The organism is Amycolatopsis sp. NPDC051373, assembly GCF_040689465.1.
GTDB lineage: Bacteria > Actinomycetota > Actinomycetes > Mycobacteriales > Pseudonocardiaceae > Amycolatopsis.
This window is the reverse complement of sequence record NZ_JBFBAE010000031.1, coordinates 33898-54430: the sequence shown is the minus strand read 5'-3', so window position 1 is coordinate 54430 and position 20533 is coordinate 33898. Positions and strand designations below refer to the sequence as shown.

Genomic DNA, 20533 nt, shown 5'->3' with positions numbered 1-20533 from the left:
TCACCACCGGGCCGTGTTGGGTTCGAAGTCCGGTACGTAGGAGCGCATGTAGGTCACGTCGTCCCGTTTCGTCAGTCCACAACGAACGTAGTCCTCGTGCGCGCGGGCCAGCGCGTCCTGGTCCAACTCGATGCCCAGCCCCGGCTTGTCCGGCACCACCACCGCGCCTTCGACGAACTCCAGCACCCCAGGCACGATCACATCGGTCGTCTTCCACGGCCAGTGCGTGTCGCACGCATACGTCAGGTGCGGCGTCGCGGCGGCCACGTGGACCATCGCGGCGAGGCTGATGCCGAGGTGGCTGTTGGAGTGCATCGACAGCCCGACCCCGAAACTCTCACACAGCACCGACAACGCCTGGGTGTCGCGCATCCCGCCCCAGAAGTGGTGATCGGACAACAGCACCCCGATCGCCCGGGCCCGGAACGCGGCCTCGATGTCGCCGAAGTTGACGACGCACATGTTGGTCGCCAACGGCATGCTCGCCTCGGCCGCGACCCGCGCCATGCCCTCGATGCCGGGCGTCGGGTCTTCGAGGTACTCCAGGACACCGTCGAGCTCGGCCGCGACCCGGATGCTCGTGTCGACGGTCCACGCGGCGTTCGGGTCGATCCGCAACGGGTGACCCGGGAACGCCTCCGCGAGCGCGCGGATGCCTTCGACCTCCTCGTCAGGCTTGAACACGCCGCCCTTGAGCTTGATCGAGCGGAACCCGTACTGCTCGACCATCCGCCTGGCCTCGCCCACTAGCGCCTCCGGCGTGATCACCTCGCCCCAGGAATCCACGTCGGCCCCGACGTGAGCGCCGTACTTGTAGAACAGGTACGCCGAGAAATCCACCGCGTCGCGGGCCTTGCCGCCCAGCAGATCGACGACCGGACGACCGAGCACCTGGCCCTGCGCGTCCAGGCATGCGACCTCGAACAGCGAATACACGCTGGCGATCGTCTTGCGGATGGAGAACCCGCCGATCAACCCGTGCTCGTCGGTCAGCACCGTCCCGGCCAGCACCCGCGTGACGATCCGCTTCAACCCCGGCAGATCGAACACATCGTGCCCGGCCACCTCGGGCACAACCTTGCGCACCTCACCCAGAAACGCCGCGTCACCGTAAGACTCACCGAGCCCGACGACACCGTCGTCGCACACCACCTGCACCACGCTGCGCAACGCGAACGACTCGTGCACCCCCATCACGTTCAACAACGGAGGATCCGCGAACGCGACGGGCGTGAGCACCACATCCCGGATGTTCATCGGCCCTCGATCCCCTTGAGCACCTCGAACCCGCGCTCCACGATTCCGCCGAGCCGGTCGATCTGCTCGGTCGTCGGCTCCACCAGCGGCGGCCGGACCGTGCCGACCTTGTCACCGCGCAGGCGGGCGGCGGCCTTGACCAGCGACACCGCGAACCCCGGCGTCTCATCTCGCAACGCCACCAGCGGCAGGTAGAACCCGGCCAGCAACGTGTCCATCACGTCCGTGTCGCCCTCGGCCAGCGCGCGGTGGAACCGGTGCGCGATCTCCGGCGCGAAACAGTGCACCGCCGAGGAATACCGCGCCACGCCGATCGCCGCGTACGCCTTCGCCGACACCTCCGCCGTCGGCAACCCGTTGAAGAACAGGAAGTCCTCGGACCGCTGCGTGCCCAGCGAGCGGATCGTGGTGACGATGCGCGTCATCACTTCCGCGTCGCCGTACCCGTCCTTGAGCCCGACGATCGACGGGATGTCGAGCAGCCGTGCGGCCGACGGAGCCGTGAACACCCCGGTGCCGCGGTGGTACACGATCACCGGCACCGACGTGTCGCCCACGGCGAACCGCACGAAATCGACCAGCCCCGCCTGCGGCCCGGAAACCAGGTACGGCGGCAGCAGCAGCACACCGTCGGCACCACCGGCCTGAGCCGCGGCCACACCCGCGCGCGCGGCGGCCGCACCGCCACCGGCCCCGATCCACACGGGCACGCGCCCGGCCACGACTTCGCGCGCCCGCGCCAGCAGCGCCGCGACCTCGTCGGGCGACAGCGAGGAGAACTCGCCCGTGCCGCACGCGACGAACAACGCCCCCGCGCCGGCGGCCACGTGGCTTTCCACGTTCTCCGCGAACCGGTCGAGGTGCACCTCGAGGTCCTCGGTGAACGGCGTCAGCGGGAACGCCAGCAGGCCGTCCAGCTCGATCTTGGGCTGTGCCATCAGTTTCTGCTCTTTCCGTCCTCGTCGGGGCGTCCGGGTGGCGTGCCCGGCCACGGGTTCGACGATCCCACCGCCGCCGTCTCCTCGCTTGAGACCGCCCCAGTGTTCACATTCTTGAATGGAGTCTGTTATGCTGATTATGTTCATCCATAAGAATGCTGTTCGGGACGCTAATATGGCCGGAGTCACAAGTCAACGGCCCGGTTGGAGGACGCACATGGCGCAGAAGCCGGCCACCGCGGAGCGGATCGCGACGCCCGGTGCGGAGAGCGCGGGCGTGAAGTCCGCGCGGCGCGCCATCGACCTCATCGAGACGTTCGCGGCCAACGACGTGTGGCTGTCACTGTCCGACCTGCACGCGCGCACCGGCTTCCCGCGTTCCAGCCTCCACGGCCTGCTGCGCACGCTGCTGGAAGCCGGCTGGCTCGAAGCCGACGCGAACACCGCGCGCTACCGCCTCGGCGTGCGCGCGCTGATCTGCGGCACCGCCTACCTCGACCGCGACGCGATCGTCCCGTTCGCCACCGAGGCGCTGGAGCGCATCCGCGAGAAGACCGGGTTCACCGCGCACTTCGCGCGCCGCAACGGCACAGAGGTCGTGTACCTCGAGACCCGCGAGTCGCAGCACTCGACGCACCTCGTCTCGCGCGTCGGCCGCACGCTGCCCACCCACGCCACGGCGCTGGGCAAGGCGCTGCTCGCCGAGCTGACGCACGACGAGATCGAAGAGCTGATGCCGGCGAAGCTCCCGCCGCTCACGCCGCACACGATCACCACTCGCGAGCAGCTGCACGCCGACCTCGCGCGCACCCGCGAGGTCGGCTACGCCGCCGAGATCGAGGAAGGCACGCTCGGCGTCCGGTGCGTCGCCGCCGTGATCCCCTACCGCATCCCGGGCACCGACGCGATGAGCTGCTCGATGCCGGTCGGCCAGGTCACCGACGCCGACGTCCAGCGCGTCGGCGAGCTCCTGGCCGAGACGACCGCCGAGCTCGGGCAGCAGCTGCGCCGGGCCGGCATCCGCTGACCGCCGCCATTCCCCTGTTGCGAAGCGTTTCGAGAGGAACCCCATGGCAGACCAGCGCGTGCTGATCACCGGATCGGCAGGCATCGTCGGCACCCTGATGCGCCCGCGGCTGCGCAAGCCCGGCCGGGTGCTGCGGCTGCTCGACCTGGCCGAGCAGGCTCCGGCCGAGGCGGGCGAAGCCGTCGAGATCGTCACCGGCTCGGTCACCGACCGCGAGACGATGGCGGCGGCCTGCGCCGGTGCCGACGCCCTGATCCACCTCGGTGGCCACAGCCGCGAGAACACGTGGGAAGCCACGCTCGACGTCAACATCAACGGCACCCACACCGTGCTCGAAGCCGCCCGCGAAGCCGGGGTCAATCGGGTCGTCCTCGCGTCGAGCAACCACGCGGTGGGCTTCCGCCGCAACGCCGACGCCGGTGTAGCCGGCCTGCCCGCCGACTCGAGCCCGCGGCCGGACACCTACTACGGCGTGAGCAAGGCGGCCATCGAGTCGCTGGGCAGCCTGTACGCGTCGCGGTTCGACATGGACGTGATCGTGATCCGCATCGGCTCCTGCTTCGAGACGCCGCTGCCCCTCGGCCCGCGCGGGCTGACCACGTGGCTCTCCCCCGACGATGGCGCCCGCCTGTTCGAGGCCTGCCTGAGCGCGCCCTCGCCCGGCTACCGGCTGGTGTGGGGTGTCTCCGACAACACCCGGCGCGTCTACTCTCTCGCCGAGGCCGAGGCGCTGGGCTACAAGTCCCTCGACAACGCCGAGGTCTACGCCGAGCAACTCGCCGACAAACCCGCGCCGACGGGCGCGGCCGCCGAGTTCGTCGGCGGGCCGTTCTGCACCGCTCCGCTCGGGCAGTTCAACCCGCTCTGAGCCACCCCCGCGTGCCCGTGAGGCCCCTCGGCCTGGGCGGAGCCGAAGGGTCGTGGCAACGTGTCCACCGGCTTCGGTCAGAAGTCGGGCCAAGCGCTCGGCTGGGGTGTCCCAGCCGAGCGCATTGGGTGGACGGCCGCCTGAGGCATCCCCTGAACCGGGGTGTTGCGACCACTCCCGGAACCCGAGCTGCCCGGTGGGCCTTCACGCGTCCGGTCGAGCCACGCAGGCGCCTACACTCGTGGTGTTCGGAGACGGCGCGACGAGGAGGACGCGGGTGGGTGAGCTTTCGGCCGCCGACACCAACGGCATCCTCGCGCTGCCCTGGATCCGGCCCGAACGCACCAGCGCCGGTCTCGGCTGGGAGCACCTCTACCTGTCGAAGCAGCACGAACGGCCCCACCGCGGCCTGTTCGCCGCGGCCCCGACCCACCAGCTCATCCTGCACCTGGCCGGGCCGGTGACGGTCCGCCGCCGGGTCGGCACGCCGGGAGAGCAGAGCCGGCGTGTGCCGGCCGGCGGCCTGTTCCTGCAGCCTTCGCACGCGGACTTGTCCGTGGAGCTGGGCGGGGAGCTCGACACGCTGCACGTGTACGTCGCCGACTCGGCCGTGCAGGAGGCCGCGGGCACCGACACGCCGATCCGGCTCTCGGAGGAGCTCGGCACCGTCGACCCGCTGCTGGAGCAGCTCCTGCTCTCCCTCGACGGCGTGGTCCGCGACTGGGAGCCGAGTGCTCGCACCTACGCCGACCAGCTGTGCGCCCTCGTGGCCACCCACCTCACCCGCCGCCACCGTGCCGGGGGCACCACCGCCGAGCCGGTCCCCGCGGCGCCCGCCGCGTTGTCGGACCGGCAGTTCGGCCGCGTACGCGACCTGATGGCCGAGCGGCTCGCGGAACCGCTGGGGCTGCCCGAGCTGGCGGCCGTGACCGGGCTGAGCGTGAGCCGGTTCGCCCGCCGCTTCAAGGCCCGCACCGGCCTGCCCCCGCACCAGTACCTGCTGAAGCTGCGCGTCGAGCAGGCCCGGCTGCTGTTGCGCACCTCCAGCGACCCCATCGCCGACATCGCGGCCGGCTGCGGCTTCTCGCACCAAGAGCACCTCACGCGGGTGCTGCGCACGCAGCTCGGCACCACCCCCGCGGCCCTGCGGCGCGAGGGATAGGCGCCCCTGCGGGTGACGCGCGCGTTTCGTGCTGCCTGCGCGGCAGGAACGTGCAGGAAACCGGGCGGCGACATCCGGATACTCGAGGCACCCGCGTGGAAGGACCAACGATGTTCAGCTACACCGCGAACCCGGCCCGGGTCGTCTTCGGCAGCGGCACCCTCGCTTCGCTGCCCGACGAGGTGCGCCGCCTCGGCGCGACCCGCGTCCTGCTGCTGGGCAGCCCGCCGCTGGCCGGACCTGCGGACCGCGTCGCCGACTCGCTCGGCCCGCTGCTCGCCGCCCGCTTCGACGAAGCCGCGATGCACACACCCGTGGACGTGACCGAGCGCGCGCTCAAGGTCGTGACCGAGAACGACGTCGACTGCGTCCTCGCCATCGGCGGCGGCTCGACGACCGGTCTGGCGAAGGCGATCGCGTTGCGCACGGATCTGCCGCAGATCATCGTGCCCACGACCTACGCCGGCTCGGAGATGACCCCGGTGCTCGGCGAAACCGCCGACGGGCGCAAGACCACCCAGACCACATCCAAGGTCCAGCCCGAAGTCGTCGTCTACGACGTGGACCTCACCCTCAAACTCCCGGTCCAGGTGTCACTCACCAGCGGCATCAACGCCATGGCCCACGCCGTCGAGGCCCTCTACTCGCCCGACGCCAACCCGATCATCGACCAATTCGCCCTCGAAGCGATCCGCCTGCTCGCCTCCGCCCTGCCCCGCATCGCCGCCGACCCGTCCGATCCGAACGCCCGCAGCGAGGCCCTGCGCGCCGCCTGGCTCGCCGGCACCTGCCTCGGCTCCGTCGGCATGGCCCTGCACCACAAGCTCTGCCACACCCTCGGCGGCAGCTTCGACCTCCCGCACTCCGAAACCCACACCGTGGTCCTGCCCTACGCCATGGCCTACAACACCACCGGCGCCCCCGACGCCCTGCGCCGCATCGCCGAAGTCCTCGGCACACCCGACGCCGCCACCGGCGTCTACGACCTCATCGCGAGCCTGCCCGTCCCCCACTCGCTGAGCGAACTCGGGTTCACCGAAAACGACATCACCACAGCCGCCGAGATCGCCACCGCCAAGCCCTACCCCAACCCGCGCGAGATCACCCGTGACGGCATCGAGGACCTGCTGCGCCAGGCGTGGGCGGGCACCCGCCCGGCCCCGGCCGAGGGCACCAAGCCGGACCTGCGCGCCCTGACACGGGAGGTCGTGGACAGCTTCGCCTCGACGCCCAGCCCGCGTCTGCGAGAGCTGCTGCAGGACCTGGTGCGCACGCTGCACTCCTACGTGGTCCGCACCGACCTCACCCAGCAGGAGTGGGAGTTCGCGATCGAATTCCTGACGCGCACGGGACACATCACCGACGACAAGCGCCAGGAGTTCATCCTGCTGTCCGACACGCTCGGCGTGTCCAGCGTCGTCGACGTCCTCACCAACTCCCGCACGCCGGACACCACCCCGTCGGCCGTGCTCGGCCCGTTCTACGTGGAAGGCCCGCCGGAGACCGAGCAGGGCTCAGACCTCGCCGCGGGCCTGCCCGGCACTCCACTGTGGACGGACGTGCGGGTCACCGAGCCCGACGGCACCCCGGTGACCGGCGCCGTGGTCGACGTCTGGCAGGCCAACGAGGACGGGTTCTACGACGTGCAGCTGCCGGACCTCGACGGCCCGGTCCTGCGCGCCCGCTTCCGCACTGATGCCGAAGGCCGGCTGCGGTACTGGTCGATCGTGCCCTCGGCCTACCCGATCCCGGCCGACGGCCCGGTCGGTCAGATGCTCGGCGCGGTCGGCCGCCACCCGTACCGCGCACCCCACGTGCACTTCATGATCGCCAAGCCCGGTTACCGGACCCTGGTGACCCAGCTGTTCGTCAAGGGCGGCGACTACCTCGACTCCGACACCGTGTTCGGCGTCAAGGACGGCCTCATCGTCGACTTCACCGAGCAGACCGGCCCGGCGCCGGACGGCCGCGAGCCCGCCCACTGGCGCCGGCTCGACTTCACCTTCCACATCTCCCCCGCTCCCGCTCACTGACGAGGAATCCCGCCATGACAGAGTTCGACACCGACGTGATCGTGGTCGGCAGCGGGCCGGCCGGCGGGTCGGCCGCGCTGGCGCTGGCGACCTACGGCGTGCCCACGGTTCTGGCCACCAAGTACGGCTGGACGGCCAACACGCCCCGGGCCCACATCACCAACCAGCGCGGCATGGAGGTGCTGCGTGACCTCGGCGTCGAGGACCAGGCGCTGGCGCAGGGCACCCCGCCGGAGCTGATGGGCGACACCGTGTTGTGCACCTCGCTGGCCGGCAACGAGATCGGCCGCATCACCAGCTGGGGCACCGGGGAACGCTCGGCGTCCGAGTACGGCGCGGCGAGCCCGTGCCACATGATCGACCTGCCGCAGACCTACCTCGAGCCGATCCTGGTCTCCAACGCGGCCAAGCGCGGCGCGAAGCTGCGGCTGGACACCGAGTTCCTCGACTACACCCAGGACGCCGACGGCGTCACCGCGCGGTTCCTCGACCGCGTGCGCGGCGACGAATTCACCCTGCGGGCGCGGTACCTCGTCGGTGCCGACGGCGCGCGCAGCCGCGTCGCGGAGCAGGCCGGGCTGCCGATCGCGGGTGAGACGGGCAAAGCCGGCTCGATGAACATCACGTTCAAGGCCGACCTCGCGCCGTACGTCGCCCACCGGCCGAGCGTCCTCTACTGGGTAATGCGGCCGGGCGCGCACATGGGCGGGATCGGCATGGGCCTGGTGCGCATGGTGCGGCCGTGGAACGAGTGGCTGCTCGTGTGGGGCTACGACATCGCCGGTGAAGCGCCGGAGGTCGACGTCGCCGAGGCCACGCGGATCGTGCGCGACCTGATCGGCGACCCCGAGCTCGACGTCGAGATCACCTCGACGTCGTTGTGGACGGTCAACCACTCCTACGCCACGCAGTACTCCAGCGGCCGCGTGTTCTGCGCCGGCGACGCCGTGCACCGGCACCCGCCGTCCAACGGACTGGGGTCGAACACGTCCGTGCAGGACTCGTTCAACCTCGCGTGGAAGCTCGCGATGGTCGTGCGCGGTGAAGCCGGTGAGGGGCTGCTGGAGACGTACTCGGCCGAGCGCGCGCCGGTGGGCAAGCAGATCGTCGACCGGGCGAACCTCTCGCGCGACCAGTTCGGCCCGATCTTCGAAGCGCTCGGCATCGCGGGCGACACCGACTCCGACGGCATCGCGGCCGGCCTGGCCGCCTGCGAAGCCGCCACCGAGGACGGTGCGCGCCGCCGCCGCCGGCTGGAGAAGGCGATCGAGCTGAAGAACTACGAGTTCAACGCCCACGGCGTAGAGCTCGACCAGCGTTACGCCTCGACCGCCGTGCTCGCCGACGGCCCGGCCGACACAGCCCCGGTGTCCGGCCGCGACCCGGAACTCTTCCACCACGCGACGACCACGCCGGGCGCGAAGATCCCGCACGTGTGGCTCGTCGGCGCACACGGCCGCCGGGAGTCCACTTTGGACCTGGTGGGCCACGGCAAGTTCACGGTGGTCACCGGGCTCTCGGGCGCCGCGTGGCGCGTGGCAGCGGAAAAGGCGTCCGCGGAGCTCGGCCTGGACCTGCGCGTGCTGACGGTCGGCGCCGACGACGCCCGCGACTCCTACGGCGACTGGACCCGCGCCAGCGAGATCGACGAGGCCGGCGCGCTCCTCGTCCGCCCGGACGGCTACATCGCCTGGCGCCACTCGACCGGCGCCGCGGAACCGGAAGCGACGACGGCGCTGCTGACCGCGCTGAAAACCGTGCTGTCGCGGGCCTGAGCTCGACGCGCTCCCGCCCGCGGGGTCACTTCGGTGGCTCCGCGGGCGGACCGCGTTACAGGGCCTCGAGATCCACGGCTTCGTGCGCGAGGTTGAACCCGTCGGGCGGCACGCCCCTCGGCAACGTGAGCCACGAACCCCGGGCGTGCGGGCGGCGAGTGGCGTCCTTGCCCAGCAGCAGAGCCACGTAACAGCCGTAGTCGATGGCGAAGCCGTCGTACAGTGTGCCGGGCCGGTGCGGATCGGCGAGCCCGCGGCGCAGGACGTGCATCAGCCGCGCGTCGTAGAGGTCGGCGATCACGGCGTGGCGCGGGCCCGGCGAGCGGTCGAGCAGGAAGGTGCGCGAGCGGCGCCGGCCGACGACCTCGTCGACGAGCAGGCGCAGCACTGTCGTGGCCGTCTCGTCGGCGCTGATGGCGCTGTGCTTGTCGCGCAGGTACCAGTCGCGGGCGGCGAGGCGGACCTCGCGCAGCCCGATGGGCTGGTCGTGCGCGTGCTGGGCCGCCAGGGCCGCGATGTTGATCGCGTCGCGCGGCACGCCTTCGGCCGCGCGCACCAGCTCGGCGAACGCGGTGCCGCGGAAGGTTTCCGCGACGAACGCCTCGGCGTCGGACGGCGGTGCCGGGAGTGTGGCGACCAGCCGGACGGCAGCGTGGTTGTGGAACAGCTGCGCGAAGAACTCGAGCGCACGGGTGCGGGCGTCGTCAAGGATCATGATGTCGTCGAGGCTCACGGCCGAAGCGGCGTCGGCGCCGACCTCGATGCCGAGGTGATCGCCGTCGGCGAGCCGTTCCCGAAACCGCGAGCGCCGTTCGATGGCCGCGATCTTCACGGTGACGCCGGCCGTCGGCAGGAACGTGCGGCGCAGCAGGTCGGCCAGCAACGGCTGCAGCTGCAAGGGAAGCGCGCTCCACTCGTCGAGCAGCAGCCACAGCCGCCGGCCCTCCAGCGCTCGCACCACCGCCCGCAACGCGCGCCCCAGTGGGCCGAACACCACGTGGTGGCGCTCGGTACCGGTGCGCCGCAGGCGGCTCTCGCGGCCGGCGGAACGCTTGTGCCCCAGCGAGATCCGCGCCGCGGGCGGCAGCCCGACCTCGACGCCGAGGACCGCGTCCTCCGACGCACTCGCCCGCGTCTCGCGCTCCACCTCCCCCACCACCTCGACCGCCGTGGCCGCCTCGGCGAGCGCGTCGAGTGCCGGCAACAGCGTGTCCGGGTTGCCCAGCTCGCGCTCCACGGCCACGGCCAGCAGTTCCTCGTGCACCGCCTCGATCGTGTCGACGAGCAGTTGCGTCCCCCGGACGGCCGCCGAAGTTCCGCCGTCCGAGTACAACCCGCCCGCACTGCCGAGCGTGCGCAGGTCGACGTAGACCGCGATGTCGCCGGTGCGGTCCACGAGATCACTGAGGTACAGCAAAGCGTGCGTCTTACCCGCGCCGCGGCGGCCGTAGAGCACCTGGTGGTCGGTCGAGTGCAGCATCGCCGAAAACGACCCGGCCGCCACGAACGTCCGCGTCAGCGTGGCCCGATCCGACGACTCCGCCCTTCGCGGGATGCCCATGAACGCCTGGTTCAGATGCCGTTGCCGCCTGACGGAAGCCATCGGAAGAGCCTGCCGTCCCAGCCAGCGGGGCCACAGCCGCCGTCCGCGTGACGGCCGGGGTGACGGCCGGGTGCTCGACTCCGGACGGCCGGCCCCGGACTGCTCAGCCCTGGACCGACACCGCCGTGAAGGTGACGGGGATCCGCGGCCGTCCCGTACCGTCGCCGTACGCACCCGCCGACGACGTGTCCACGCCACCACGCGCGACCTTGTCCAGAACGGTGAGCCCGGCGTCGGAGACGGTGCCGAACACCGTGTACGTCGGCGGGATCGGCGTGTCGCCGAACATCAGGAAAAACTGGCTGCCGCCGGAGGCGGGCTGGCCCGTGTTGGCCAACGCGACCAGGCCGCGGCCGTAGGTCAGCTGCGGGAAGAACTCGTCCGGCACCGTGTACCCGGGCCCGCCCGTGCCGTCGCCGGCCGGGTCGCCGCACTGCAGCATCTGCAGATCGGTCGTGCCGAGCCGGTGGCAGCTGGTCCCCGTGTAGAAGCCCTCCTTCGCCAGTGTCACGAAACTCGCCACCGCGCACGGCGCGAGCGCGCGGTCCAACGTCAGCCCGATGTCCCCGGCCGTGGTGGCCAAGGTCGCGCCGACGGTGCCGCTCGCGGGCTCCGGCCCGTCGGCGGGCGGCGTCGCGGGCTTGGCGGCGGGTCCGTTCGGGTCGGCCGGGTAGCTGCAGCTCGACGGGTCGGCCAGCGGTTGCGGGCGATGCGGTTCCGCCGTGCGCGCGGCCGGGATGGAGACCGGCGGCCCGTCGCCCGCCGACGGCGCAGCGGCGTCCGAAGACGGCGGAGCCGCCACGGAAGCGCCCGGCACCACCTGTCCCACGCCCGACACCGTGCGCGTCGGGCGGAGGAACCCCGGGGCGACGAACGCGGTCACCCCGAAAGCGACCACGACCACCACCACCGCGCCGAACACCACCCAAGCGCCGGTACCACTTCGCCACGGCGGACCGGGCTGCTGCGGCCATGTCATGGACGCCCCCTTCGTCAGGCCGCCATTCTGCCCGCTCCGGCTCGCGCGAGGGAACGGGTTACAGCTCCGGCAGCGCGGGTGTCTCCAGCCAGGAGGTGAAGAACGGCCGCAGGGCGCGAGCCGCGTAGGCCTCGGCGGACGCGACGAACTCCTCGGTGCTCACCGTGGCGTGGCGGTGTTCCGAGGTCCACGCCTTGACGAGCGCGAAGAACGCCGGGTCACCGATCTCGCCGCGCAGGGCGTGCAGCGTGAGCGCGCCGCGTTTGTACACGCGCTCGTCGAACATCCGCCCCACACCCGGGTCGCTGATGCGCACGTCGGCCGGCCTGGCCTTCATCCGTGCGTGCCACATCCGCGCCAGCGACTCCGCCGACTGGCCGCCGGACTCCTCCGACCACAGCCACTCGGCGTATGTCGCGAAGCCCTCGTTGAGCCAAATGTGGCGCCAGTCGGCGACGGTGAGGCTGTTGCCGAACCACTGGTGCGCGAGCTCGTGCACGACCAGGCGCTCGTAGGTGCGCCGGCCGTCGACGTGGTTGGCGCCGAAGATGGACATCCCCTGCGCCTCGATCGGGTCGTCGAGCTCGTCATCGGTCACGACCACCACGTACTCGCCGAACGGGTACGGACCGAACAGGCGCTGCAGCACGTCCATCATCCGGCCCTGGCGGCCGAAGTCGCGCGCGAACGCCTTGCGCAGCCGCGGCGGCACCGCGGCCCGCTGCGGCACGGTCGACACCACGGACTCGACGCTGCTGGCGCGCCCGAACCCGAGGCGCAGCCGGAACGCCCGCGCCTCGGGGTGCGAGAACCAGCCCGCGCCGGCCCCGGCCACGAGCTCGACGTCGTCGTAGCGCCCGACCTGCACGCTCATCAGGTACGTCGCCGTCGGCTCCGGCCGCTCGAACACCCAGGTCGCGGTGCTCGCCGACTGGTAGCGCGACACGAGGTTCCCCGTCACCGCGACCAGGTACGACGACGAGGTCGTCACCGTGACGCGGTAGGTCGCCTTGTCTGCCGGGTGGTCGTTGCACGGGAACCACGACGGAGCGCCGATCGGCTGGCTCGCGACGAGCGCGCCGTCGGTGAGTTCGTCCCACCCGATGTCGCCCCAGCGGCTCGGCACCGGCCGCGGGTTGCCGACGTAGCGGACCTCGACACGGAACTCCGTGCCGGCCGCCATCGACCGGATGGGCTTCACCTGGAGCTTCAGCCCGCGCCGGACGAACTTCGCCGGCCGGCCGTCGACGAACACCCGCGAGACGCGGAACTCGCCGAGGTCGAGCGACAGCCGCGACAGGGCCTGCGTCGCCACGCAGGTGAGCACCGCGGTAGCGCTGAGCCGGTTGGGCCCGACGCGGTAGTCGAGGTCCAAGTCGTAGTGGCGGACGTGGTAGCCACCGTTGCCGTGACCGGGGAGGTACGAATCTGCGGAGGTTTCCGCGCCGGGTGCCGGCGCGGCAGCCTTCGACGTCACGCGAGCAGAACCCCGCTTTCCGTGAGGTAATCGTCTTCCAGCAGGATCGCGCGGATCTTGGCGCGCCGCAACGGTCCCGGGCTCACCGACGCCAGGTCGAAATCGGGTTGCCGAGCCAGCGCGTGTCGGCCGGCACCGCGTCGCCACGCGTGACGAGCGAACCCGGGCCCACGGTGGTGCGCGCGCCGATGCTCGCGCCCGGCAGCACGATGCCGTGCGGGCCGAGCGTGGCGCCCTCGTCCAGCTCCACCCGGGACATGCTCATGATCCGGTCGTGGAACAGGTGCGTCTGCACCACGCAGCCGCGGTTGATCGTCGTGCCGTCGCCGAGGCGGACGAGGTCCGACTCCGGCAGCCAGTACGTCTCCAGCCACACGCCGCGGCCGATCTTCACGCCCATGGTGCGCAGCCAGGCGGTGAGCAGGGGCGTGCCGCCGACCGATCCGATCAGCCACGGCACCGCGAGCGTCTCGACGAAGGTGTCGGCCAGCTCGTTACGCCACACGAAGGAGCTCCACAACGGGTGCTCGATCGCGCGGAACTTCCCGACCAGCAGCCACTTCACCACGGTGGCGGTGAGCGCGGCGACGACACCGGCGGCCAGCAACACCGGTCCGGCCAGCAGCGCGGCGATGCCGAACCCCCAGAGCGACGCGATCGCCAGCAGTGAGAACGCGACGCCCACGGCGAGGGCGACCCCGCACATCACCGGCACGATCCGCAGCAGCTCCACGAACGCCCGCGCGGCCTTGAGGTGCAGCGCCGGGGTGTAGGTGCGGCTGGTGTCGGCGTCGCCGACCGCCCGGCGGACCGGGAGCGGCGGCATGCCGAGATAGGACGAGCCCTTCTTGGCCTTCAGCGGCGTCGAGGACAGCACGCCCACGAGGCCGCGCTTCGGCACCGAACGGCCCGGCGCCGTCATACCGGAGTTGCCGAGGAACGCCTGCTTGCCGATGCGTGCCGGGGCGACGTGCAGCCAGCCGTGACCCAGCTCGTAGGTCGCGACCATCGTGTCGTCGGCGAGGAACGCGCCGCTGTCGACCTTGGTCATCTTCGGCAACGCGAGCACGGTCGACGCCTCGACGTTGCGGCCGACCTTCGCGCCGAGCAGCCGCAGCCACACCGGCGTGAACAGGCTGGCGTACAAGGGGAACAGGCCTTCGCGGGCCATCCCCATGAGGCGCTCGGTGGCCCACACCTGCCACGCGACGCGGCCGTGAACCGGGTGGTAGCCCTCGACCATGCCGACGCCGAGCGCCCGGACGCCGGCCAGCACCAGCAGCGCGTAGGTGAGGAAGTAGGCGACGGTGGCGACCGGGGCGAAGATCAGGGCCTGCGTGAGGGCGGCCGGCAGCGTCGGCGCGCCCCAGATCGCGTAGCCGAGCACGGCCACGCCCGGCAGCGCCGCGATGCCCGGCAGGAACCCGAGCACGAACGAGGTGATGCCGTACACGGTCGCCCAGAAGCGCGACCGCGGCGGCCGGCTGCCCGGCCACTTCAGCGCGTCCTTGGCGTTGCCCGAGCGCACCGCGGGCGAACCCGCCCAGCGCTGCCCGGCCGGCACGGCACCGCGCACGGTCGAACCGGCGGCGATCTCCGCGCCCTTGCCGATGCGGGCGCCCGGGAACAGCGTGCTGCGCGAACCGACGCGGGCCTCCGCGCCGATCCGGATCTTGCCGATGTGCACGAGGTCGCCGTCGACCCAGTGGCCGGTCAGGTCCACCTCGGGCTCCACGGCGGCACCGCGGCCCAGCTTCAGGAAGCCGGTGACCGGCGGCGGCGAGTGCAGGTCCACGTCCCTGGCGACCCGGGCACCGAGCGCCTTGGCGTACGTCGTCATCCACGAAGCACCGGCGACGCTGTCCGCGCCACTGAACTCCGCGAGCTTCTCGGCCGTCCACAGGCGCAGGTGCACGCTCCCGCCACGCGGGTAGCTGCCGGGGCGCACGCCCGACAGCAGCACCCGCGCGCCGCCCGCGGCGATCGCGATGCGGCCGGCGGGGCTGAACAGCACCAGCCACGCGAGCACGAGCCACGCCCAGTTCAGCGTGGGCGCCCAGGAGAACCCGAGCAGCGACAGCACATTGGAGGCCACCGCGGCGAGCGACGCCCAGCGCAGGCCGACCAGACCCATGAGGGGGAGCATCAGCAGCGTCTGGACCACGCCCGCGCGGCGCGGCGTCGGCGCGATGTCGCGGCGTTCGGTCTCCTGGCCGCTGAGCTTGTCGAGCATCGTGGCCAGCGACCCGAGCCTCGGGTGCTGGTAGATGTCGTTGACCGACACCTCGGGGTGGCGGGTGCGGATGCGCGCGATGAGCTGCGCGGCGGTGAGGCTGCCGCCGCCGTGGGTGAAGAAGTCGGCCTTCGGGTCCGTCACGGACACGCCGAGGATCTCCGACCAGCCCTCGGCCAGCCACGCCTCGGTGGCGGACAGGCCGGCGGCCCCGACGTCCACAGTGGACAGCGGCCACGGCAGCGCGGCGCGGTCGACCTTGCCCGAGGTGCGCGTGGGCAGGTCGTCGATGACCGCGAGCAGCGGCACCAGCGCGGCCGGCAGCTGCTCGCGCAGCCGGGTGGCGGCGTCGTCCGAATCGAAGGTGGCGCCGGCGCTCGGCACGACGTACCCGACGAGGACCTGGTTGCCGGCCTTGGTGCGGCGGACCGCGGCGGCCGCGCCCTGCACGCCGGGCAACGACTGCAGCGCGGCGTCGACCTCGCCCAGCTCGATGCGGCGGCCGCCGAGCTTCACCTGCTCGTCGAGCCGGCCGAGGAACAGCAGGCCTTCGTGCTCGGCGCGGACCATGTCCCCGCTGCGGTAGGCGCGCTGCCAGCCCAGCGAGGGCAGCGGCGCGAACTTCTGGGCGTCCTTCTCGGCGTCGAGGTAGCGCGCGAGACCGACGCCGCCGATCACGAGCTCACCGGTCTCACCCATGGCGACCGGATCGCCCGCCTCGTTGACCACGGCCAGCTGCCAGCCCACGAGGGGCAGGCCGATGCGCACCGGGCCTTCGCCGGTCATCTGCGCGGCGCAGGCGACGACGGTGGCCTCGGTGGGGCCGTAGGTGTTCCAGACTTCGCGGCCTTCCACGGCCACGCGCTCGGCCAGCTCCGGCGGGCACGCTTCGCCGCCGAAGATGAGTAGGCGCACGTCCTCAAGCGCGTCGGCGGGCCACAGCGCGGCCAGCGTCGGCACGGTGGAGACGACGGTGATGCGCTGCGCGACCAGCCACGGGCCGAGGTCGACACCGGTGCGCACCAGCGCGCGCGGCGCGGGCACCAGGCAGGCGCCGTGGCGCCACGCGAGCCACATCTCCTCGCAGGAGGCGTCGAACGCGACGCTCAGGCCCGCGAGCACGCGGTCGCCGGGGCCGATGGGCTCCTCGGTGAGGAACAGCTCGGCCTCGGCGTCCACGAAGGCCGCGGCGGAGGCGTGCGTGACGGCGACGCCCTTGGGCTTGCCGGTGGACCCGGACGTGAAGATGATCCACGCGTCGTCGGCCGGGCCGGGGCGGCCGTCACCCTGTCCCAGAGTGGTGCCGGCGACGGTGATGATGCCGTCGGTGACGATCGCGGCCACGCCGGCTTCGCCGAACACGAGCTCCGCGCGCTCTTCGGGGTCGTCCGCGTCGACCGGCACGTAGGCGGCGCCGACGGACAGGGTGGCGAGGATCGCGACGTAGAGCTCGGCAGTGCCGGACGAGACGCGGACGCCGACGCGGTCTCCGAGGCCGACGCCGTGTGCCCGCAGGCGGCGGCCGTAGGTCTCGATCTCCTCGAGCAGCCGGCGGTAGGTCAGGGTGGTGGTGCCGTCGTCGATGGCAGCGGCGTTGGGGTGCTGCTCGGCCGTCTCCATGAGGATCTGGAGCAGCGTGCGCTCGCTGGCGCCGAGCCCGGACCAGAACAGGGCGCGGTCGGCGATCGGGGTGTCGGAGGGAGCGTGGGTCACCTCGGCGACACAGGCCAGTGCGGTGGTTGCCTCGTCGGCGGCGAGGGCGAGTTCGGTGGTGGGGGCGTGGTCGGCGGTGAGAGTCACCGGGCCACCCCGTCACGCCGCGTAGCCGCGGGTTTCGAAAAAAGGCCGTAAAGGGTCCTACCGTGGGCGCGCAAGCCCATCACTCACCTTCCGCGAGCGTCATTCGGGCTGGCTCTCCGAATGAGGCGCCCGGTGCAGCCATCCACCATACGCGGAGGTGAACGTCAGATAGCGCAAGGGTCACGGTCGAGTGTCGGGCGTCACCGGTTCCGCATTCGGTGACAGAGCGCGAAAACGCGCCGGGGAAACGATCTCCCCCGGCGCGTCCGAACCGCGTCCGATCAGCGTCCGACGAGGTCAGCGGCTCTTCGCGGCCTTGCCCCCGACCTTGGGCTTCGCCTTCTTTTCGCGCACGCGGACGTTCACCCGGACGGGACTGCCCTCGAAGCCGAACCGCTCGCGGAACTTGCGCTCGATGAACCGTCGGTAACCGGCCTCGAGGAAACCGGTGGTGAAAAGCACGAGCGTCGGCGGGCGGATGCCGGCCTGCGTGGCGAAGAGCACCTTCGGCTGCTTGCCACTGCGCACCGGCGGCGGCGTGGCGGCGATGAGGTCCGACAGCCACCCGTTGAGCTGGCCGGTGGGCACGCGCTGGTCCCACGACTTCAGCGCCGTCCGCAGCGCCGGCGCGAGCTTGCGCACGGACCGGCCGGTGAGCGCGGAGATGTTCACCTTCTCCGCCCACGGCACGCGGACCAGGCCGCGGTCGAGCTCGCGCACCATCGCGTGGCGGCGGTCCTCGTCCACGAGGTCCCACTTGTTGAAGGCGAGCACGAGCGAGCGGCCCGCCTCGACGACCATCGTGAGCACCCGCAGATCCTGCTCGGACAACGGCTCGCCGGCGTCGAGCATCACGATCGCGACCTCGGCCGCGTCGATCGCCGTCTTGGTGCGCAGGGAGGCGTAGTACTCGGCGCCGTTGGCGGAGTTCACCCGCTTGCGCAGACCCGCCGTGTCCACGAACCGCCAGGTCTCGCCGTCGAGGTCGACCAGTGAGTCGACCGGGTCGACGGTCGTGCCGGCGACCGAGTCGACCACCGAGCGCTGCTCGCCCGAGAGCTTGTTGAGCAGGCTCGACTTGCCCACGTTCGGCTTGCCGACGAGCGCGACGCGGCGCGGGCCGGTGCTCACGGTGCCGGCTTCGCGCGGCGCGGTGGGCAGGGCCTCGATGATCGCGTCGAGCAGGTCGCCCGAGCTGCGCCCGTGCAGGGCACTGACCGGGTGCGGTTCGCCGAGGCCGAGGCGCCACAGCGACGCGGTGTCGGCGAGCAGCCGGTCGTCGTCCACCTTGTTGGCGGCCAGCAGTACCGGCTTCTTCGAGCGCCGCAGCACGCGGGCCACGGCCTCGTCGGTGGCCGTGGCGCCCACGGACGCGTCGAGCACGAGCAGCACGGCGTCGGCCGTCTCCATCGCGATCTCCGCCTGCGCCGCCACGGAAGCCTGCAGGCCGGTCGCGTCGGGCTCCCAGCCGCCGGTGTCGACGAGCGTGAACCGCCGACCGCCCCAGTAGGCGTCGTAGGCGACACGGTCGCGCGTCACACCCGGCACGTCCTGCACCACGGCCTCGCGCCGGCCGAGGATGCGGTTGACCAGAGTGGACTTGCCCACGTTGGGCCTGCCCACCACGGCCAGCACCGGCTGCGCGAGGTTCGCCTGCTCGGCGGCGCCGTCGGCCTCGATCTGCGCGTCGAGCGCGGCGAACTCGGTCTCGTCGGACCAGGTGCCGTCGATCTCTCCGGCACCTTCGAACCCGGCGTCAGCGACGCCGTCAAACCCTGTCATCGTGTTCCCACTTCACCTACGGCGAGCCGATTCGGTTCTCGGCGCGCCAATCGTCCAAAGTCTTCACGAGCCCCGCGAGCTGCAGGCGCAGCTCCTCGGTGCCCTCTTCCAGGCCGGTCCGGCCCGGGCCCACCTTCGGCGTGAACGGCTCCCCCACGAGGATGTCCACGCGCGGGCGCCAGCGCCGCTTCCCGTTCGCGGGCTTCAACGTGCCCCGCGTCGCGACCGGCAGCACGGTCGCCCCGGCGGCGCGGACCAGCCAGGCCGCGCCTTTTTCGGCCACGCCGACGTCGCCGGCGCCCCGGGTGCCCTCGGGGAAGATGCCGACGACCCCGCCGGCCTTCAGCACGCCGACCGCCGTCATCAGTGGTGTGCGGTCGATCTCACCCCGCTTGACCGGGATCTGGCCGATCGCCCGCAGGAACCACCCCGACGCGCCCTTGAACATCTCGGCCTTGACCAGGAACGCCGAACGCCGCGGCAGCATTCCGAAAATCAGCTGCGGCTCGATCATGGAGCTGTGGTTGGCGATCACCACGACCGGGCCGGCGTCGGGCATCCGGTCGCGCCCGTGCACCCGGATCCGGAAGACCGATCGCAGATGGTACCGCCCGAAGACACGACCGGCGTCGTGCAGGAGGCCGATCGCACCCTCGGGGAGAGCGCCACCGGTCATGCCCGCGCCTCGACCTCGGCTTCGGCGGGACAGTCGTCGAGCAGGCCGCGACGGCAGGCCAGCTCGGCGAGCGCCACGATCACCTGGTCGATGGACAGCTCCGAGGTGTCGACCGGCACGGCGTCCTCGGCCGCGCGCAGCGGCGACGTCGCCCGCGTGGAGTCGAGGCGGTCCCGGCGTTCGACGGACTCGCGCGCCGCCTCGACGCTCGTGTCGCGCCCGGCGGCGCTGTCCTGCCCGCTGCGGCGCGCGGCGCGGACGTCGGCCGACGCGGTGAGGTAGACCTTGAGCGGCGACTCGGGCGCCACGACCGTGCCGATGTCGCGGCCTTCCACGACGATGCCGCCGGTGTCGGCGAGCACGTCGGCGATGATCCGGCGCTGCCGCGACACGAGCAGCTCGCGCACCTGCGGCACCGCGGAGACGGCCGACACGGCCTGCGTGACCTCGGGCCCGCGGATGTCGGCGGCCACGTCCTCGTCGCCGAGGCGGACCTCGGGGCGCTCGGGGCTGGTGCCGATGCTGAAGTGCACGTCGTGGGCGAGGTGACCGACGGCGTCGGTGTCGGCCGGGTCGGTGCCCGCGCGCAGCACGGCGAGCGTCACGAGCCGGTACATCGCGCCCGTGTCGAGGTAGCCCGCGCCGAGCCGGTCGGCGAGCTTGCGCGCGACCGTGGTCTTGCCGGTTCCCGACGGGCCGTCCAGCGCGACCACACCACGTAGGGCTCCCGTCACCGAAACTCTCCTCGCGTTCGTCCTGCTCTGCGTGATCGGCGTTCATTCTGCCCGCCGCCCGGCACGGCCGGTGAGGCGGCTCTGCCGGGCTGTTCGTCCGGGTCCGGCAAGGGGTCCGGCAAGGGTCCGGCAACGGTTCCGGCGGCGCGCCCGGCGGGCCGCTCAGCCGCCGAAGCGCGACACCAGCAC

The 20533-nt window shown here is 72.1% G+C and carries 14 protein-coding genes; 5 read left to right on the top strand and 9 right to left on the bottom strand.

Going from position 1 to position 20533, the window contains the following annotated elements:
* Both AB0383_RS40950 and AB0383_RS40945 read right to left on the bottom strand, forming a co-directional pair.
* The gene (locus AB0383_RS40950; RefSeq protein WP_366190130.1) at positions 1 to 1257 is read right to left on the bottom strand and encodes a glucarate dehydratase family protein; all 1257 of its coding nucleotides are present in this window, start codon (positions 1255 to 1257) and stop codon (positions 1 to 3) included.
* On the bottom strand, positions 1254 to 2195 hold the full coding sequence (locus AB0383_RS40945) for a 5-dehydro-4-deoxyglucarate dehydratase (protein ID WP_366190129.1): 942 nt from the start codon (positions 2193 to 2195) through the stop codon (positions 1254 to 1256). The genes AB0383_RS40950 and AB0383_RS40945 overlap by 4 nt, the downstream gene beginning before the upstream one ends.
* A 217-nt stretch (positions 2196 to 2412) precedes the next feature.
* On the opposite strand from AB0383_RS40945, the gene AB0383_RS40940 reads away from it, so the two are divergent.
* From AB0383_RS40940 to AB0383_RS40920, 5 genes are all read left to right on the top strand, one after another.
* Entirely contained in the window at positions 2413 to 3222 is an 810-nt protein-coding gene (locus tag AB0383_RS40940; protein ID WP_220241887.1) for an IclR family transcriptional regulator, read from the top strand.
* A gap of 43 nt (positions 3223 to 3265) precedes the next feature.
* Positions 3266 to 4090: an NAD(P)-dependent oxidoreductase gene (locus tag AB0383_RS40935; RefSeq protein WP_366190128.1), complete on the top strand. Its 825-nt coding sequence runs from the start codon at positions 3266 to 3268 to the stop codon at positions 4088 to 4090.
* A 277-nt stretch (positions 4091 to 4367) separates the two neighbouring features.
* Positions 4368 to 5252, top strand: coding sequence for an AraC family transcriptional regulator (locus AB0383_RS40930; protein WP_364177587.1), 885 nt, complete (start codon positions 4368 to 4370; stop codon positions 5250 to 5252).
* 110 nt (positions 5253 to 5362) lie between these two features.
* Entirely contained in the window at positions 5363 to 7285 is a 1923-nt protein-coding gene (locus tag AB0383_RS40925; protein WP_366190127.1) for a maleylacetate reductase and hydroxyquinol 1,2-dioxygenase domain-containing protein, read from the top strand.
* A gap of 14 nt (positions 7286 to 7299) precedes the next feature.
* The gene (locus AB0383_RS40920) at positions 7300 to 9060 is read left to right on the top strand and encodes an FAD-dependent monooxygenase (protein ID WP_364177592.1); all 1761 of its coding nucleotides are present in this window, start codon (positions 7300 to 7302) and stop codon (positions 9058 to 9060) included.
* A 55-nt stretch (positions 9061 to 9115) separates the two neighbouring features.
* On the opposite strand, the gene AB0383_RS40915 is transcribed toward AB0383_RS40920, so the two are convergent.
* The 7 genes from AB0383_RS40915 to cmk all read right to left on the bottom strand — a co-directional run bounded on the left by AB0383_RS40915 (position 9116) and on the right by cmk (position 20323).
* The gene (locus tag AB0383_RS40915) at positions 9116 to 10663 is read right to left on the bottom strand and encodes a hypothetical protein (RefSeq protein ID WP_366190126.1); all 1548 of its coding nucleotides are present in this window, start codon (positions 10661 to 10663) and stop codon (positions 9116 to 9118) included.
* A gap of 103 nt (positions 10664 to 10766) precedes the next feature.
* The gene (locus AB0383_RS40910; protein WP_366190125.1) at positions 10767 to 11642 is read right to left on the bottom strand and encodes a peptidylprolyl isomerase; all 876 of its coding nucleotides are present in this window, start codon (positions 11640 to 11642) and stop codon (positions 10767 to 10769) included.
* Positions 11643 to 11700: 58 nt separating this feature from the next.
* Entirely contained in the window at positions 11701 to 13119 is a 1419-nt protein-coding gene (locus AB0383_RS40905) for a M1 family metallopeptidase (RefSeq protein ID WP_366190124.1), read from the bottom strand.
* Positions 13120 to 13201: 82 nt separating this feature from the next.
* Positions 13202 to 17083 (bottom strand): Pls/PosA family non-ribosomal peptide synthetase, encoded by a 3882-nt coding sequence (locus AB0383_RS40900; protein WP_364177690.1) that lies wholly within the window; start codon positions 17081 to 17083, stop codon positions 13202 to 13204.
* 366 nt (positions 17084 to 17449) lie between these two features.
* Positions 17450 to 18934, bottom strand: a complete 1485-nt coding sequence (gene der, locus AB0383_RS40895; protein ID WP_366190123.1) for a ribosome biogenesis GTPase Der — start codon at positions 18932 to 18934, stop codon at positions 17450 to 17452.
* 16 nt (positions 18935 to 18950) lie between these two features.
* Positions 18951 to 19610 carry a lysophospholipid acyltransferase family protein gene (locus AB0383_RS40890; RefSeq protein ID WP_364177607.1) on the bottom strand — a complete coding sequence of 220 codons (660 nt, stop codon included), beginning with the start codon at positions 19608 to 19610 and terminating at the stop codon, positions 18951 to 18953.
* The gene (gene cmk, locus AB0383_RS40885; protein WP_354868412.1) at positions 19607 to 20323 is read right to left on the bottom strand and encodes a (d)CMP kinase; all 717 of its coding nucleotides are present in this window, start codon (positions 20321 to 20323) and stop codon (positions 19607 to 19609) included. The genes AB0383_RS40890 and cmk overlap by 4 nt, the downstream gene beginning before the upstream one ends.
* Positions 20324 to 20533: the final 210 nt, after the last annotated feature.